The sequence below is a fragment of the Kerstersia sp. genome (assembly GCF_052103615.1).
GTDB lineage: Bacteria > Pseudomonadota > Gammaproteobacteria > Burkholderiales > Burkholderiaceae_B > Kerstersia.
In genome coordinates this window covers 1-16,508 of sequence record NZ_JBQEKA010000068.1, presented here as the reverse complement: position 1 = coordinate 16,508, position 16,508 = coordinate 1, and the positions used below count along the sequence as shown (strand labels likewise).

Annotated in this window: 14 protein-coding genes; 4 read left to right on the top strand and 10 right to left on the bottom strand. The window is 63.9% G+C overall.

Features of this window, described 5'->3' with window-relative positions:
- Window positions 1-85 precede the first annotated feature (85 nt).
- A complete protein-coding gene (locus ACTJGZ_RS12525; protein WP_441663250.1) occupies window positions 86-946 on the top strand; it encodes a biotin--[acetyl-CoA-carboxylase] ligase in 861 nt (286 codons plus the stop codon).
- On the top strand, window positions 943-1,761 hold the full coding sequence (locus tag ACTJGZ_RS12520) for a type III pantothenate kinase (protein WP_441663249.1): 819 nt from the start codon (window positions 943-945) through the stop codon (window positions 1,759-1,761). The genes ACTJGZ_RS12525 and ACTJGZ_RS12520 overlap by 4 nt, the downstream gene beginning before the upstream one ends.
- 137 nt (window positions 1,762-1,898) lie before the next feature.
- Here the strand turns inward: ACTJGZ_RS12520 and ACTJGZ_RS12515 are convergent, their stop codons facing one another.
- The 10 genes from ACTJGZ_RS12515 to ehuB form a co-directional block, all read right to left on the bottom strand.
- Window positions 1,899-3,188 (bottom strand): 3-deoxy-D-manno-octulosonic acid transferase, encoded by a 1,290-nt coding sequence (locus ACTJGZ_RS12515; RefSeq protein ID WP_441663252.1) that lies wholly within the window; start codon window positions 3,186-3,188, stop codon window positions 1,899-1,901.
- A 216-nt stretch (window positions 3,189-3,404) separates the two neighbouring features.
- Entirely contained in the window at window positions 3,405-4,409 is a 1,005-nt protein-coding gene (gene waaC / locus ACTJGZ_RS12510; RefSeq protein WP_441663248.1) for a lipopolysaccharide heptosyltransferase I, read from the bottom strand.
- 287 nt (window positions 4,410-4,696) lie between these two features.
- Window positions 4,697-5,560: an endonuclease/exonuclease/phosphatase family protein gene (locus tag ACTJGZ_RS12505; protein WP_441663247.1), complete on the bottom strand. Its 864-nt coding sequence runs from the start codon at window positions 5,558-5,560 to the stop codon at window positions 4,697-4,699.
- 36 nt (window positions 5,561-5,596) lie between these two features.
- The gene (gene aspS / locus ACTJGZ_RS12500; RefSeq protein ID WP_441663246.1) at window positions 5,597-7,387 is read right to left on the bottom strand and encodes an aspartate--tRNA ligase; all 1,791 of its coding nucleotides are present in this window, start codon (window positions 7,385-7,387) and stop codon (window positions 5,597-5,599) included.
- 445 nt (window positions 7,388-7,832) lie between these two features.
- The gene (locus ACTJGZ_RS12495; RefSeq protein ID WP_441663245.1) at window positions 7,833-9,095 is read right to left on the bottom strand and encodes a putative Na+/H+ antiporter; all 1,263 of its coding nucleotides are present in this window, start codon (window positions 9,093-9,095) and stop codon (window positions 7,833-7,835) included.
- Between the two features lie 626 nt (window positions 9,096-9,721).
- Window positions 9,722-11,011: an NAD(P)/FAD-dependent oxidoreductase gene (locus ACTJGZ_RS12490; protein WP_441663251.1), complete on the bottom strand. Its 1,290-nt coding sequence runs from the start codon at window positions 11,009-11,011 to the stop codon at window positions 9,722-9,724.
- A gap of 105 nt (window positions 11,012-11,116) precedes the next feature.
- Window positions 11,117-11,947: an ectoine/hydroxyectoine ABC transporter ATP-binding protein EhuA gene (gene ehuA, locus ACTJGZ_RS12485; protein ID WP_441663244.1), complete on the bottom strand. Its 831-nt coding sequence runs from the start codon at window positions 11,945-11,947 to the stop codon at window positions 11,117-11,119.
- An 11-nt stretch (window positions 11,948-11,958) separates the two neighbouring features.
- Entirely contained in the window at window positions 11,959-12,621 is a 663-nt protein-coding gene (gene ehuD, locus ACTJGZ_RS12480) for an ectoine/hydroxyectoine ABC transporter permease subunit EhuD (protein WP_441663243.1), read from the bottom strand.
- Window positions 12,618-13,277 (bottom strand): ectoine/hydroxyectoine ABC transporter permease subunit EhuC, encoded by a 660-nt coding sequence (gene ehuC, locus ACTJGZ_RS12475; RefSeq protein WP_441663242.1) that lies wholly within the window; start codon window positions 13,275-13,277, stop codon window positions 12,618-12,620. Before ehuC ends, ehuD begins: the two co-directional genes overlap by 4 nt.
- Window positions 13,278-13,340: 63 nt before the next feature.
- A complete protein-coding gene (gene ehuB, locus ACTJGZ_RS12470) occupies window positions 13,341-14,192 on the bottom strand; it encodes an ectoine/hydroxyectoine ABC transporter substrate-binding protein EhuB (protein WP_441663241.1) in 852 nt (283 codons plus the stop codon).
- A gap of 474 nt (window positions 14,193-14,666) precedes the next feature.
- Here ehuB and ACTJGZ_RS12465 point away from each other — a divergent pair, with 474 nt between their 5' ends.
- Together ACTJGZ_RS12465 and trmA are read left to right on the top strand one after the other, a co-directional pair.
- Window positions 14,667-15,149 (top strand): MarR family winged helix-turn-helix transcriptional regulator, encoded by a 483-nt coding sequence (locus tag ACTJGZ_RS12465; RefSeq protein WP_441663240.1) that lies wholly within the window; start codon window positions 14,667-14,669, stop codon window positions 15,147-15,149.
- Between the two features lie 76 nt (window positions 15,150-15,225).
- A complete protein-coding gene (trmA, locus tag ACTJGZ_RS12460; RefSeq protein ID WP_441663239.1) occupies window positions 15,226-16,314 on the top strand; it encodes a tRNA (uridine(54)-C5)-methyltransferase TrmA in 1,089 nt (362 codons plus the stop codon).
- Window positions 16,315-16,508 lie beyond the last annotated feature (194 nt).

Below are 16,508 nucleotides of genomic sequence, written 5' to 3'. Positions count from 1 at the left end.
GGCAGACAGGTCCGGCCGCCTTCCGCGCGCCTGCTTTCCGCCCCGCCAGCAGGCGCGCGCAGACAATTCCTATAAAATCGCCGCCATGAGTATGTCCACCGCCCTCTTTTCCCTGCCTGCCGCCGCCGTGCTGCAATCCGAACTGGCCGCCAGGCTGCCTGACTTCGGCATGCTGCGCTGGGCCGAGGAAACCGGCTCGACCAACGCCGACCTGATGCTGCAAGCCCGCGAGGCGCAGGCTCCCGCCTTGCCCTGGCTCCTGGGCGCGCACCTGCAGGTTCAAGGCCGCGGCCGCGCCGGCCGCCCCTGGAACGCTGCGCCCGGCGCCGCGCTGATGCTGTCCTGCGCCTTCGAAACCACCGCGGCGCCCGCCCAATTGCCCAGCCTGTCCCTGGTTGCCGGCATTGCCGCCTGCGAAGCGCTGCGGCGCCACGCAGGTGACAATGCCGGCCAGGTTCTGATGAAATGGCCGAACGACCTGCAATACGGCGATGCCAAGCTTGCCGGCATTCTGGTGGAAACCAGCCGCCAGCCCGCCACGGGCAAACGTATTGTCGTGATGGGCATGGGCCTGAACCTGCGCGACGCCGCCGCCATCAGCCAGCATTTCGGCCGTGCCGTCGCCGATTGGAGCCAGATCCGTGGCGGCTTCCCCGCCTGTACCCAGGATTGGCTGGACATGGCAAGCACGCTTGCCGCCGATATTGCGCAAGCCTGGCAGGCCGCTGTGCGGCTGCATGAAGCCGAAGGTTTCCAAGCCTTCCTGGCGCGCCACGCCACCATGGATGCGCTGGCGCAGCGCCAGGTCAATGTACTGGAAGACGGCCGCCAGCTGCTCTCGGGCACGGCTGCCGGACTGGACGAGCTGGGCCGCCTGCTGGTGCGCCACGAGCACGGGCTGGATGCCATTACCGTCGGCGAGATTTCCGTCAGGGCCCGGACATGACACTCTTGATAGATGCCGGCAATACCCGGATCAAGCTCGCCGCCTGGAGCGCCCCGGATGGCCGCACGGCCGATGTGCTGTCCCTGGCCCACGAAGATATTCCGACTGTCCTGCCTGGCTGGCTGGCCTCCCAGCCCCGCGCTTTCCGGCAGGCCTGCGGCGTGAATGTCGCCGGGACTGCCCTGGGGCAGCGGCTGGCTGGCATCCTCGCCGACGCAGGCTGCGCGCTGGAATGGCTCAAGCCCAGCGCCTGCGCGCTAGGCCTGCAAAACGGCTACGACACGCCGGAACAATTGGGCGCCGACCGCTGGGCCGCCCTGCTGGGCATCTGGCATAAGCGCCGCCAGCAAGGCGCGCCGCTCTTGCTGGCCACCTTCGGCACCGCCACGACCATCGACGCCATCAGCCCGGCAGGCCGCTTCCTGGGCGGCCTGATCCTGCCTGGCGCGGCCATGATGCGCCGCAGCCTGGCCCAGGGCACGGCCCAGCTGCCGCTGGCGGCTGGCGATCTGCGCCCTTTCCCCACCAATACGCATGACGCTATTTCCAGCGGCATGGCAGCGGCGCAAGCCGGGGCCGTCCTGCGCCAATGGCTGACGCTGCGCCAGCACTGCGGCGCCACGCCCCAGCTTTTCGTCGCTGGCGGCAATTGGCCGCAATTGGCCGGTGAAGTGGAAAGACTGCTGCAAGACCTGGCCACACTGGCTGGCCTGCCCCCCATTCTGCCGCAGACCGTTCCCCATGCCGTCCTGGATGGGCTGGCCTATCTGGCCGGCCAGGCGCGCGCGCCTGGCGCCTCACTGGCTGCCAGCTGAACAACAGGATTTGGAGGTCGGGGCTGGGGTTTGTGCTGGGGTTGGAGCTGGGGTTAGCGCTGGCACTAAGGCGACAACTTGGCCCCAAGACTCGTGCTTAGCGCGGGGCCTCTAGCGCCAGAGGCCTGGCGGCGCATTCAGCGCGTCAGCCCCAGCGCGGCCATCATGCGCGCCGTGGCGCCGGTATGGCTGTCAGCCCATTGCCGCGCGCGTGCGGCCATGGCCGTGCGGCGCGCATCATTGCACACGAGATCCCAGGCCAGGCGCACAGCAGTGTCCGCGTCGCCAGCCCGCAAACAGGCGCCACGCGCCAGCGCATCTTCGACCGCATCCTTGAAATTGAAGGTATGCGTGCCCACGATGACGGGCGCGCCCGCCAGGCAGGCCTCAATCAGGTTGTGGCCGCCCATGGGCTCAAAACTGCCCGCGACAATCGCCACATCCGCCGCCGCATAAAAGAACGCCAGCTCGCCCATGGAATCGCCCAGCAGCACGGCGGTATCCAGCTCCAGCAAGGGAACCTCCTCGCTGTCGCTACGGCGCCGGTAAGGCAATTCCCGTTCCGCCAGAATGGCCGCTGCCGAATCGAAACGCTGCGGATGCCTGGGCACCAGCACGAACAGGCAATCGGCCGCCTGCATGTGCGTGCGCCGCAAGGCGGCAATGGCCTGCGCCATCAATTCGTCCTCGCCTTCGCGGGTACTGGCGATCAGAATCACCGGCCGGCCCAGGCGGATACGCCAGCCCCGGCCTGCCTGCAATTGACGCGGCGGCACCTGCTGATCGAACTTCAGATTGCCAACCACCTGCACGTTTCTGGCCCCGGCCAGCGTCAAGCGGCCCGCATCTGCCTGCGTCTGCGCCAGCACGGGCGCCAGACCACGCAAGGCGGGGCGGATCAACCAGGCGAAACGGCGGGCCTGGCGCAAGGATTTACCAGAAAAACGGGCGCTGGCCAGTGCCATCGCGACGCCCCCGCGGCGCGCCGCCGCCAGCAGATTGGGCCAGATTTCCCGTTCAATCAGAATGCCCTGGGCGGGCTGATAATGCGCCAGAAAACGGCGCGTCGCGCCCGGAAAGTCGTAAGGCACCCAGGCCTGGCGCAATTGCCCGGCCGCAATGGCGGCCGCAAACAGGCGCTCGCCTTCCGCTCGCCCCGTTGCCGTCATATGCGTCAACAGCACGGCATGGCCAGCATCCAGCATTTGCTGCACCAGGGGCTGCGCGGCCCGTGTTTCCCCGACGCTGACCGCATGCACCCACTGCGCGCCCGTGCGCGCCGGCTCCTGTTCGCGGCGGTACCAGCCGAAACGTGTGGCGCCCAGCACTTCCCAGCGCCCGCCGGCACGGCGGCCGCGTTTTGCCAGCAGCAGCCAGACCAGCGGCGCCAAAACATACAACAGCACGCTATATAACAGGCGCGCCAGCCATTCCACACTGCTCTCGGACGCGGGCGGCGCGCCAGGCGCCCCTGCGGGCATGCCCGCGGGCGTGGCCACGGCGGCATCCGGCGCCATATCGGTCTGGGCCTGAGCCTGGGCCGACTGCGGAAATGCCTGCGGTACAGAATGAATATTGCCTCGCGGCCCGTCGGCCTGAGGGACGGGGCCTGCGCTAGGGCGCGTGCTCATGACATCTCCGGGTTAAATCGGCAGGCTTACCGCCGGCCCCATGGCTTGCTCAATGGCGCGCCGCACTGCTTCGTAATCAGGAGGCAGGCCTTTGTCGCCCAGACTGGCGGTGTAATCCGTCCCGACCAGCCCCCCTCGTCTGGGTGTGGAATCGGTATAGATACCGATGGTTGGCCGGCCCAACGCGGCAGACAAATGCGTCAAACCGGTATCCAGCCCCAGCATGACACGGGCGCCCGCCAGCAATTGCGCCACCGCCGTCAGGCCCATGCGCGGCAGGACAGTCACCCCTTCGACACCCTGCACCAGGGACTGCGCCCATTCAAATTCCGATTGGCTGCCAGACACCACCCGCAATTGCAGGCCGGCCCGGCGCAATTGCGCGAAGACCTGGTGCCAATTGGCATCCGCCCAGCGTTTTTCCGCGCGGCTGGCGGACGGCATGATGACGGCATATGGCGCTTCGCGCTGCTCATAGGCCTCGACAAACGAAGCTGGCAGCTCGGGCTTGACCGAAAATCGCGCCAAACCGAAATCCGGCGCCGCCGCCAGGCCGTAGCCAAACGCCTTGGCGCCGAGCTGGCGTTGCCGCAACACACCTGGCTGCCAGAATTCGATGCGATGCTTCACATCGTAAAACAATGACGCCAGCGGCTCGCGCGCCGACTTCCAATCCAGGCCGTGGCGCCGCCCCTGTGTCTGGCGCACGACCCAAACCGTTTTGAGCATGCCCTGCATATCGAGAACCACATCATAGTGGTGCCGCCCCAGGCGCTCGTGCAAGGCCTCGCGTTCCGCCTTGACCTCAGGCGCCCACCAGTTCTTGCGCCAGCGCCTATGAGCCACCTTGATGACTTCGTTGACACCAGGATGCCAGGCGGGAATCTCGGCAAACGCCTCCTCCGCCACCCAATCTATCGTGGCGCCGGGGAAATGGCGCTGAATATCCGAAACTACCGGCAGCACATGAATCATGTCCCCAAGGGATGATGTGCGCACTAGAAGAATACGATTCATGCAGTGTCCGGCCGTGCAAAAAAGCCTCCTCGCCACACGCTGGACAGGCCGCTTGCGGGAAGCAGGCCCGCCTGGACATGGCCCGGCGGCAAAAAACAGAAACTCAGCCACACTAGCCAGCATGGCAACATTTGAAAACAGGTATGTCTTGCAGTGTACCGAAAAAAACGCAGCATGCAGAACGCGGCCCCCTGGCCGGCTTGCCGCTCGGCATTCGCCCTGGCGCGCAGCGCCCGCCAGCGCGGGATTCGGCTGGCACGGCAAGACGCCCCAGGGCTGTCAGCGCGTCAGGGCAGTTCCAGTTCCGTCAGGATGGGAGAATGATCGGACAGTTTGCCCCACGGCTGCCCGCGCAGCACTTTGGCGCTGCGCACGGCAAAGCCGCGCTGATAGATGCGGTCCAGGCGGAACCAGGGAAAAACGGCAGGAAAGGTACGCGGCGGCGGCGTCAGACGCGCGGAATTGCCCATGCCCAACTGGTTGATGCGATGTTCCACGCCATCAGGCCCGCGGCCCTGGCCGCGCAGGGTATTGCCAATGGCGCGCACGGATTCGCGCAGCCTGGGCAAACCCAGGCCTTGCGCGCGCGGCGCATTGGCAAAGACTTCGTACACACCCAGCTGCTCAACGAAGAAGGACGACAGGCTGTTCTGCCAATCATTGAAGTCCCCGGCGATCAGCAAGGGCGAATCCCCCGGCACCTGGGTCTTGATGCGTTCCATCAGCGCCTGGATCTGCCGCACGCGGCTGCCCGCGAATAGGCCCAGATGCACCACGAAGCAATGCACTTCATGGCCGCCCAATTCCACCCGCACATGCAGCAAACCGCGCTGCTCCAGCTTGTGGTCGGAAATATCCTGGTTTTCGTGGCCGATGATGGGGTAGCGCGACAACAAGGCGTTGCCATGCTCGGAGTGGTCGCGAATGGCATTGCGGCCATAGGCGACTTGCAGATCCAGACCTGCCGCCAGGGACTCGTGCTGGGCATCGAGCACCCCGGACAGGTCATTGCGGCCCTGGACTTCCTGCAGGAAGACCAGGTCCGGACTCAGCCCATGCAGCCCCAGACGCAAGTCATAAAGAGATTCCCGACTGCCCAGCGCCGAACGCCCTTTATGGATGTTGTAGCTGACAACCCGGATCACTGACATGCTCACGCCTCCCGAGGCTTCATAGAGACTGACAGCTTACTTCACTTCAGTCTGGCGCAGACGGATATGAAGCTCGCGCAATTGCTTTTCATCAACCGTGGACGGCGCTTGCGTCAGCAGACACTGGGCGCGTTGGGTCTTGGGGAAAGCAATCACGTCACGGATGGATTCGGCGCCCGTCATCATGGTGACGATGCGGTCCAGGCCGAATGCCAGGCCACCGTGGGGCGGCGCGCCATACTGCAGGGCATCGAGCAGGAAGCCGAACTTCTCGCGGGCTTCTTCCGGGCCAATCTTGAGCGCGCTGAACACCTTGCTCTGCACCTCGGCACGGTGAATACGCACCGAGCCGCCGCCGATTTCCCAGCCATTCAGCACCATGTCATAGGCCTTGGCCAGCGCCTTGCCCGGATCGGTTTCGAGCAGGTCTTCGTGGCCGTCCTTGGGACTGGTGAACGGGTGGTGAGCCGCCACGTAGCGGTCATCTTCCTCGTCGTACTCGAACATGGGGAAGTCAACCACCCACAGCGGTTTCCAGCCGCTTTCGAACAGGCCGCTGTTGCGGCCGAATTCGCTGTGGCCAATCTTGACGCGCAAGCCGCCGATGGCATCGTTGACCACCTTGGCACGGTCGGCGCCAAAGAAAATGATGTCGCCGTCCTGAGCGCCGCTGCGCTTGATGAGCTCCGCCAGCGCGGCATCATGCAGATTCTTCACGATGGGCGACTGCAGGCCTTCACGGCCCTTGGCGGCTTCATTGACCTTGATCCAGGCCAGGCCCTTGGCGCCATAAATGGCGACAAACTGGGTGTAGCTGTCGATCTCGCTGCGCGACAGGGCGGCGCCGCCCGGCACACGCAAGGCAACGACACGGCTGCCCGGCGCATTGGCGGCAGCTGCGAAGACCTTGAAGTCCACATCGCGCATGACGTCCGTGACGTCGGTGAATTCCAGCTTGACGCGCAGATCGGGCTTGTCCGAGCCGTAGCGGCGCATCGCTTCTTCCCAGGTCATGGTCGGGAAGCTTTCAGCCAGGTCCACGCCCTGCACCGATTTGAAGACCGAACGGATCATGCCTTCGAAGATCGCGCGGATCTCGATTTCATCCAGGAAAGAGGTTTCGCAGTCAATCTGGGTGAATTCAGGCTGGCGGTCAGCGCGCAGGTCTTCGTCGCGGAAGCACTTGGTGATCTGGTAATAGCGGTCAAAGCCCGCCACCATCAGCATCTGCTTGAACAGCTGCGGGGATTGCGGCAGCGCGAAGAAGTGGCCGGCGTTCACACGCGAGGGCACCAGGTAATCGCGCGCGCCTTCCGGCGTGCTCTTGGTCAGCATCGGGGTTTCGATGTCGATGAAGCCCAGGCTGTCGAGATACTTGCGCACTTCGATGGACACGCGGTAGCGCAGCATCAGGTTGCGCTGCATCTGCGGACGGCGCAGATCCAGCACGCGATGCGTCAGGCGCGTCGTTTCCGACAGATTGTCATCATCGAGCTGGAAGGGCGGCGTCACCGAAGCGTTGAGGATTTCAACCTCGCGGCACAGAATTTCGATTTCGCCGGACTTCAGGTCTTTATTGATCGTGCCTTCGGGGCGGGCGCGCACCAGGCCGGTGATTCGCACGCAAAACTCATTGCGCAGGCGCTCGGCAATGGCAAAGGACTCGACGCCATCGGGATCGAACACCACCTGGGCCAGGCCCTCGCGGTCGCGAAGGTCGATAAAGATCACGCCACCGTGATCACGACGACGATGCACCCAGCCGTACAAAGTAACGGTCTGGCCGAGGTGGTCGCGACAAACCTGGCCGGTGTAGCAGGTACGCATGCGAGGAAACTCCGTGTATGAACTTGTTTGGTTCGGACTGTCCGCCGGGGCGGGCTTGGCGAAATGCGCAGCAGGCCCGGGCGCATGATGCGGCGCGCAAGGCGCCGCCACGCTGGCGCCGGCCCCCGCCCAAAGGAGAGGCCAGCCGGAAAAGATCCGATTTTAGCGTCTTTTGCGCCAATGACCGTGACAGAGATGGGCAAGCCCGCTCACGGCACGCTTGCCCTGCATGCGGCAAGCCGCCGCCAGCCCGCCAGACCCGGCTGGCGCCAGCCCCGCAAGAGACCCCGGCCCAGCCGCCATCGCGGGTTCTCCGGGGCCGTCAGAGACAGCCCTGGAATGACCCTGGAATGACCCTGGAATGGCCCTGGAATGGCCCGCAATGCCCCCGTAATCGCCCAGACAGCAAGACGGGCCGGCGCGGGACAGGCCGACGCGCAGGGTCTCAGACCGGCAGCAGGAACATTGCCGCCGCCACGGCCGTCGGCACCAAGGCCGACAGAAACAGCCTGCCGGCGGAAATACTGCCATCCGGGAAAGCATTTTTGAGAATGGCATACCCGGCAGGATTGGGCGCATTGGCAATCACCGTCAGGCCGCCGCCGGTCACCGCCCCGGCAACCAACATGTAACGCCAGGCTTCGGAGGTGCCATCCACCAGAGACCCAAGATAGGTCAGCGCGGCATTATCCGTCACCGCCGTCAGCAGCGTCGCCCCCCAGAACAGCACCTGGGGCGACAGACCGCCCAGCAAATCCTGCAGCCACCATTTCTGCATCCCACCCAGCACGACCAGCCCGGCCAGGAAGAAGCCCACCATCAGCCCTTCCTTGAGCATCAGCGGCGACTGGTAGCGCTTATATGCCTGGGTATAGCCCATGAACATCAGGAACAGGCCCAGGAACACGGCGGGATGGTGCGCCGTCACGACAATGCACAGCAGAAATGCCATATGGACCAGCGTGCAGATCCAGGGCACGGCCACTTCGTCCCGTTTGCCTGATTGGACTTCGCCAGCCTGCAAGACGCGGCGGCAGATCACCGTCAGCAACACGGCATTAATGAAGACGGCCAAGACCGCGCGCCAGCCAAAATGCGCTGCCATGAAGCTGCTATCCCAGCCAAAGGTCGTTGCCACCATCAGAACGGGCGGCGCCGCATAGGACGTCAGCACCCCGCCAATAGAGACATTGACGAACAGCACGCCCAGCGTCAGGTACTTGAAACCCGCCTGCCCTGGCCGCTGAAAATAGGCATCGCGCAGCAGCAGTGCCGCCAGCGTCATGGCTGCCGGTTCCGTAATGAATGAACCGGCCAGCGGCACGATGGACATCGTCACGAAAAACAGCGCCAATTCACGCGGCACCGGCAGCAGGCGCGCGAGCGCGCGCACCACGGCGCCAACCAGCTCGATAATGGGGCGGGTGGAAGCCACCACCATGATGGCGAATACGAACAGCGGTTCCGTGAAATTGCGCGTGTCCATGTATTCGACCATGGAAGCAGTGCCTTGCAGCGCGGCCATGCCGACCAGAAAGGCAAAGGCCCACAGGCCGAACACTGCCTCGACTTCGGCAAACATGTGCCACAGCCCGGCATGCGGCCCGTTGCGATGAGCCAGCCGCGCGAATACCGGCACGGAAAATGTATGGATGATGGCAATGGCGAACAAGGCTGTCGCCAGGATTTCCAGGGTTGAAACCTGCATGGGAAAGAATCCGTCCTCTGTGCCCGCCGGACCGCTCACTTCGGCCTGCCGGGCTGGTTATCTTGTATGTGTGGATTTACCGGAGCAGCCGGCGCCGCGTTACTGGCGCTGGTCCGGGGGACGCTGGCGATGCGCCTGCCAGAACCCTGCGCACGGGGATACCAGAGGCGCGGCACGCAACCGGCTGCCGCCCGATGCAACAGACACGGCAACAAGACGCGAAGAGATGGCGAAAAAAGGGGAAAAGCGGCCTGGAATGAGCTGGCGTAACGGCATCAACTGCCGCGCCAGCAACAGGCGCAGGGAAAAACAGGCATTCACGGGCAAGGACTCACAGGCAAGGCACGGACGGACACGGACAAACGTCACGTAACCGGTCTCGAACGCAACCACACTCTGCGTGGCGGCCCGACCAGCGCTTGTTACCTGTCTCGCCGCAATGCGCGGCTGACACCCTGGAGGCTATTTTACATAGCGATGCCCGTGATCGCCATCATTTTCCGCCCGCAAACGGGCGAATCAGGGTCAACCCCAACCTCCACCGCAGCCGCAGTCCTTGCCCCCATATCATCAAAGGCTGTCAACCGGCGTGCCCCGCTATCATCGCACCCAAGCTGCCACCCTGGTCAACGGCTCAGCCAGCCGCTGACCCCCTGGGCCGCCGCGACACCGCTGGCCAGGCAAGCCGTCAAGAGATAACCGCCAGTAGGCGCTTCCCAATCCAGCATTTCACCGGCGCAGAAAACGCCAGGCAGGCGCAGCAACTGGCCCTGCCCATCCACCTCAGAAAAACAGATACCGCCCGCGCTGCTGATTGCCTCCGCCACCGGCCGCATGCCCGACAAACTGACAGGCAGGCACTTGATGGCGGCAGCCAGCGCCCGGGTTTGGGTATGGGTGGCACCGGCATTGCCATTGGCGAAAACCTCTGCCGGCAGACATTCACGCAACAAGGCCATTTTCACGCCCTTGAGGCCCAGGCGGCTTTGCAGGTGCGAAGACCAGGAGCGGGCGCCGCGCGGGCGCGCCACTTCCGCCGCGACCCACGCGGCATCACGCTGCGGCAGCAGGTCCAGCCACAGCTGCGCCTGCCCTTGCTCTGCCAATTGCTGCCGCAAGGCCGCGCCATGGGCGTAAACCAGCCCGCCTTCCAGGCCGTAGCGGGTCACCATGCACTCGCCGCGCCGCCACACCAAGGCGTCTTCGGCGGCACCGGCATCCGCGCTGCGCGCTGCCGCCACCGCCATGGCAATATCCTTCAGCGGCTCGCCGGCATGGCGATCGGTAAAGTACGCGCTCCAATCGGCCAGAAAACCGGCATTGGCCGCTTGCCACGGTTCGAGCGCCACGCCGCGCGCCTGCAGCCATTCCGCCCAGGCGCCATCCGTGCCCATGCGCGGCCAGCTCGCGCCGCCCAGCGCCAGGACGACAGCATCGGCCACGGCCAGCCGCTCCCCTTCAGGCGTTGCAAAGCGCAAGCTGCCGTCCTCGGCCCAGCCTTGCCAGCGATGCCGCACGTGCAAGGCCACCCCCTGAGCAGCCAGGCGCGCCAGCCAGGCACGCAGCAACGGCGCCGCCTTCATGCCAGTGGGAAACACCCTGCCGGAAGAGCCAGCGAAAGTGGCCACGCCCAGGCCTTCCGCCCACTGCCTGACCGCTGCCGCATCGAAATGCGCCAGCCAGGCGCCGACTTCAGCCGCCCTGGCGCCATAACGCCGCACAAAAGCCTCTGGCGCTTCCGTATGTGTCAGGTTCAGGCCGCCACGGCCCGCCAGCAGGAATTTTCGCCCCGGCGAAGGCATGGCTTCGTAAATTGTCACGGCCACGCCCTGCGCGGACAAGCGTTCTGCTGCCATCAGGCCAGCTGGCCCGGCGCCAATAATTGCCACCTGCCCCGCGCGTGCTTCTGTTTCCATCATGATCGTCCCGGCAGCCCGCCGCCTGCGGCAACCGGGCCATGTCCGCAACCCCCATGGCAGCGGAAACCGCGCGATTGTAAACCTGACGGCTGCCGGGCAGGATCAGGCGGCTTCCTGCACAGCGCTCAGAAAGGCCTGGGTCCGCGCCTCCCGGGGTGAGGAAAACAATTCCTCTGGCGGGCCTTCTTCATGAATGCGGCCGGCATAAAAGAAACACACCCGGTCGGCGAACTGCCGGGCAAAGCCCATCTGATGGGTCACCATCAGCATCGTCAGTTCATGTTCCTCGCCCAGCTGCTGGATGACCGACAGCACCTCGCCGCAAAGCTCCGGGTCCAGGGCCGACGTCACCTCGTCAAACAGCATGACTTTGGGCCGCATGGCCAGCGCCCGCGCAATCGCAACGCGCTGCTGCTGGCCGCCGGACAACTGGGCCGGGTAATGATCCATCTTATCGCTCAGGCCCACCTGATCCAGCAGCATACGGGCGCGCTCATGGGCTTCGTCCGCCGCCAGGCCCAGGACCTGCACCGGCGCTTCCACCACGTTTTGCAGGGCCGTGAGATGGGGAAACAGATTAAAGCTCTGGAACACCATGCCTATCTTGCCCCTGACCTGCCGGATATGGCGCTCGCTGGCGGGCACTGGCTGGCCATCCGGCCCGGCCATGTGGGTCAGCCATTGGCCATCCACTTCGATCAGCCCGCCGTCTATGTCTTCCAGCGTCATCAGCGTGCGCAATAACGTGGACTTGCCGGAACCGCTGGGGCCAATGATGGCGACTTTCTCGCTGGGCCGGACATCCAGATTCAGCCCATCCAGCACCTTGAAGTCGCCGTACTGCTTTTCGACATCCCGGAAACGCACCATATAGTCCGAAGGTGGCGGCACTGGCGCGCCAGCCTGCGTTCCCGGGCCAAAAGAAGAGATCATGCGCAATAGATTCATCTTGGCAACTCCATACGAATTTCCAGGCGCCGCACCAGGTACGCCAGCATCAGGCTGAGCGACAGGAAGAACAAACCCACCATGGTGATGGGTTCCAGATAGCGGAAATGCTCCGCGCCGAGGTTTTTGGCTTCCTGCATGATTTCCACCACCGTGATTGCCGATAGCACTGGCGTATCCTTGAGCATGGCAATCATGTAGTTGCCCAGCGCAGGCAGCATCGGGCGCAAGGCCTGAGGCAGAATGATGCGGCGATAGGCGCGGCCAGCTTCAAAGTTCAGCGCACGCACGGCTTCCCACTGCGCGCGGGGCACCACATCCAGCCCAGCCCGGTAAACCTCGGCGGTATAACTGGCGTAATACACCGCAATCCCGAGAATGCCTATCTGCATCGCGCTCAGGTTCAGCCCAATGGAGGGGCCGACGTAAAACAGGAAATACACCTGTATCAGCAAGGGCGTGCTGCGGATGAACTCAATCAGCGCCGCCGCCGGCCAGGACAGCCACCCTTGCCGGCTGCGGCGCCAGACCGCCAGGAACAGGCCCAGCACCACCGCAATGGCGAAGCCCAGCACCGTAATCAGCACGGTTTTCACGGACGCATGCAACAGGGCCGGCAAAATATCCCAGGCATAGTGCCAGTCGATCAATTCGCTCATGACAGCCCCCCCTTCAGCCTGCCGCGCGCCAGCCTGCGCTCCAGCAGCCGCATGGCAAGATTGATGCATTGCGCCATGGCGAAGTACATCAGCATGACCAGGCCGAAAATCGTGACGGTCTGAAAGGTAGCCTGTTCGATCTGGCGCGCGCGGAAGGTCAGATCCGCCAGCGTGATGAGCGACACCAGGGAGGTATTCTTCAGCAGTTCGATCAGCAGATTGGTGCCCGGCCCGATGGCCGCCAGCAGCGCCTGAGGCAGCACGATGCGGAAAAACCGCTGGCGCCGCCGCATATTCAGCGCGATGCAAGCCTCATATTGCGCCCGAGGCACGGACAGGATGGCGCCCCGCATGACCTCAGCGCCATAGGCGCCGATATGCAGCCCCAGGCCCAGAATGCCCACCACATAAGGCGACAGCGAAATATTGAAGGGCGGCAGCGGTAGCACATAGAACAGCCAGAACAGCTGCACCAGCAGGGAAGTGCCGCGGAACACTTCGATGTAGGCAATGCTGAACCCGCGCACGAAACGCCAGGGCGACAAACGCCCCAGCGCGCCCAGCACAGCCAGCGCAATGGCTACCAGGGCCCCGAACACCGTGATCTGCACCGTGAGCCAGGCGCCCTGCAGCAACAAAGGCATCCACTCAGGCATTTCAGCCTCCTGCCCGGCTAATGCCGCCCTGCCCGCAATGAGCAGACTTGGGCCAGACGGCCATTACTCTGCCTGGCAAAGTTCGGCAGCCGTCTTGTGCGTGATATTGCGCTCGTCAAAACCGAAAGACGCCACAGCAGCCAGATGCGCCTCCGAACCCAGCCACTGTTTCAGGGCCGTATTGACGGCATCACGCAATGCGCGGTCTTCCGGACGGAACGCCAGCGCGCCATAGCCCATATGCGCCGGATCATCCTTGAACTCGCGCAAGGCTTCGGCCTCGCCGCGCGACAATTCTGCCAGCCCCTGCATGGTGAGCTGCGTGCCTATCGTGGCATCCGCCCGGCCGCTCAGCACGGCCTGCAACTGCGACGAGGTGTCGGGCACCTGAACAATCTGTGCATCCGTGATACCGGCATCGCGCGCGTATTTCAGATTGACGGTACCGGAAGTAATGGCCAGTTTCGCCGAAGGATCCGCCGCAATGGACTCATAGCTATCGAGCTTCTTGGGATTGCCTTTGGCCACCAGCAGGGTATCGGGCAACTGGTAGTGCGGGTCCGTGAACAGCACCTGTTTGCAGCGTTCCGGCGTGATATACATGCCCGCGGCGATCAGATCAAAACGCTTGGCCCGCAGGCCGGGGATCAGCGCGCCCCACTCCGTCAGCACCGGCTCGATTTTCTCTATCCCCAGAACAGGCAGGATGGCAGCGACGATCTGCGGGGATTCACCCGTGACCTTGCCGTCCATTTCCGTGTAGGCAAACGGCTTCTCGTTGGCATAGCCGATACGCGCGCCGCGCGATTGCAAATCCTCGACAGTGGTTTGCGCCTGGGCAGCAAAGCCCAGCAGCGCCAGCCCGGCGGCGGCCGCCCACGGCCGCCATGCCGATTGCGTGAAAGCAGTTCCCATCTTTCTTCTCCTTGTCTTTGCCTGACCCGTTCCCTTGCCCAAGCATTGAAACGGCGCACATTGCCAGCCAGGAAAATTATTTAGTGATTCAATCTATTTTTTATCCTAACACCATGGATAAAACGACAACAATCAAATTTTTAGATACAAATAAAGGGAAAACCCCATGAAATAATAGTTTCCACTCTTTATTTATTGAATAAATAAATTTGAATCACTAAGTATTTTTAGGGGAATTTTCGTGCTGAGCTTCGGCACCAGCCCCCTCCTGCGGACGCCAACGCTGTCCGGCGCCATCCCCAGACAGCCGCCCGCCGGCAGCGCAACCGGCCCGCATCCCGTCACACCCGCGGCAACCCGCCTCCGCCGCCGCCCGCCCCGCCGGCGCCCGGAACAAAGGCGGTACACTGCGCCCTGAGGCCGGGTTTCCGAACCTCGCCCCTCCCCGCCTGCCACACACCTGATCCCGTCCGCATGGAACAAAGCAAAAACGCCCTGGTTCTGCTGCGCCAGATCATTCGCGCCACGGATTTTTCCGATAAGCAGCTCAGCCGCAGCCATGGCCTGACCTTGCCGCAACTCCTTGCCATGCAATCGCTGAAAGAACACGCGCCCATGCATGGCGGGCAATTGGCGCAATCCATGAATCTGACCCAGGCCACCGTCACCACGATTCTTGACCGCCTGGAAAAGAAGGAACTGGTTCAGCGCCGCCGTGATGAGCACGATAAGCGCCGCGTTTGGATCACCCTGACTGACAAAGGCGCGGCGCTGATGCAGCACTCTCCGGCCTGCCTGCAGGAACAATTCGTGCAGCGCTTCGACGGTTTGCCAAGCTGGGAAAAAGCTGTCCTGCTCGCCTCGCTGCAGCGCCTGACCCACCTGCTGAACGCCAGCGATATCGACGCCGCGCCGGTTCTCGCGCTGGGCGACCTGGCCCGGGCGGAAAGCGACTAGGCGCCCAGCCCTCCCTCGGCCCCATGCGCCCGGCGCTGGGTTACGATACCGCCCGGATCATCGCCCGGCCCGCACCATGTCGCACACTTCTCAAGAATCCGAATACCAGTCACAGCTCGACGCCAAGCGCGTCCGTCTGACACACTTGCTGGCGCCTTTTGACGCCCCGGCCCCCGAGGTGCATGACTCGCCTCGCCAGCATTACCGCCTGCGCGCCGAGTTCCATCTCTGGCGTGAAGACGAGCTGCGGCATTACGCCATGTTCGCGCCCGGCGCAGGCAAGCGCGCCCCTATCCTGCTGGATCAGTTTCCTCCCGCCAGCCAACGGATCAACACGCTCATGCCGCCACTCAAGGCAGCCTGGAATGCCGACCCGGTGCTGGGCGAACGTCTGTTTCAGGCCGAGTTCCTCACGACGCTGTCCGGCCAGGCGCTGGTCACGCTGTGCTATCACCGCAAACTCGATGACGCCTGGGAAGCAGCCGCCAGCGCCCTGGCCGCCCGGCTGGGCATCAGCCTGATCGGCCGTTCACGCGGACAACGCCTGGTCATCGGCACCGACTACGTCACGGAAACACTGCGCATTCACGGCCGGGACTTCCATTACCAGCAACCCGAAGGCGCCTTTACCCAGCCCAATGGCACGGTCAATATCAAAATGATCGAATGGGCCTGCGACGCGCTGGGCCAGCGCCAGGACGATCTGCTGGAACTCTATTGCGGCAACGGCAATTTCACCCTGCCCTTCGCCACCCAGGTGCGGCGCGTACTGGCCACCGAAATCAGCAAAACCTCGGTCGCCGCCGCGCAAGCCAATATCGCGGCCAACGGCATAGACAATCTGGTGATTGCCCGCTTGTCGGCCGAAGAGTTCACCCAGGCACTCAATAAAGTGCGCCTGTTCCGCCGCCTGCAGGACATAGACCTGGACAGCTACGATTTCGGCACCTTGTTTGTGGACCCGCCACGCGCTGGTATGGACCCGGACACCTGTGAACTGGCACGCCGTTTCGAGCGCATTCTGTACGTGTCATGCAACCCGGAAACCCTGGCGCACAATATCGCCCAGTTGCACGACACCCACCGCATCACGCGCTGCGCGCTGTTCGACCAGTTTCCCTGGACGCATCACATGGAAAGCGGCGTGCTGCTGGAGCGCCGCTAAAACACGCTCCCCGGCGGCGGGCTGGCGCGCAGCAGCATCTATCCTCTGCCTCTGCCCTCTGCCGCCAGCCCGCGCAGCAAACCAGTCCGGCTGGGTATAAGCCCCCAGCCTGAGCGTGATCTATTCTGCCCTGCTGCGGTCCGCCGTTCCGTCAGACTGTGCCTGTCTTGTTTCCTGTCCGGTTTTTCCCTCAG

Excerpts from the sequence above, each read along its gene's own strand:
- ACTJGZ_RS12525 (WP_441663250.1), top strand. The coding sequence starts at position 86 with ATGAGTATGTCCACCGCCCTCTTTTCCCTGCCTGCCGCCGCCGTGCTG.
- ACTJGZ_RS12520 (WP_441663249.1), top strand. The coding sequence starts at position 943 with ATGACACTCTTGATAGATGCCGGCAATACCCGGATCAAGCTCGCCGCC.
- waaC (WP_441663248.1), bottom strand. The coding sequence starts at position 4,409 with ATGAATCGTATTCTTCTAGTGCGCACATCATCCCTTGGGGACATGATT.
- ACTJGZ_RS12505 (WP_441663247.1), bottom strand. The coding sequence starts at position 5,560 with ATGTCAGTGATCCGGGTTGTCAGCTACAACATCCATAAAGGGCGTTCG.
- aspS (WP_441663246.1), bottom strand. The coding sequence starts at position 7,387 with ATGCGTACCTGCTACACCGGCCAGGTTTGTCGCGACCACCTCGGCCAG.
- ACTJGZ_RS12495 (WP_441663245.1), bottom strand. The coding sequence starts at position 9,095 with ATGCAGGTTTCAACCCTGGAAATCCTGGCGACAGCCTTGTTCGCCATT.
- ACTJGZ_RS12490 (WP_441663251.1), bottom strand. The coding sequence starts at position 11,011 with ATGGAAACAGAAGCACGCGCGGGGCAGGTGGCAATTATTGGCGCCGGG.
- ehuA (WP_441663244.1), bottom strand. The coding sequence starts at position 11,947 with ATGATCTCTTCTTTTGGCCCGGGAACGCAGGCTGGCGCGCCAGTGCCG.
- ehuD (WP_441663243.1), bottom strand. The coding sequence starts at position 12,621 with ATGAGCGAATTGATCGACTGGCACTATGCCTGGGATATTTTGCCGGCC.
- ehuC (WP_441663242.1), bottom strand. The coding sequence starts at position 13,277 with ATGCCTGAGTGGATGCCTTTGTTGCTGCAGGGCGCCTGGCTCACGGTG.
- ehuB (WP_441663241.1), bottom strand. The coding sequence starts at position 14,192 with ATGGGAACTGCTTTCACGCAATCGGCATGGCGGCCGTGGGCGGCCGCC.
- ACTJGZ_RS12465 (WP_441663240.1), top strand. The coding sequence starts at position 14,667 with ATGGAACAAAGCAAAAACGCCCTGGTTCTGCTGCGCCAGATCATTCGC.
- trmA (WP_441663239.1), top strand. The coding sequence starts at position 15,226 with ATGTCGCACACTTCTCAAGAATCCGAATACCAGTCACAGCTCGACGCC.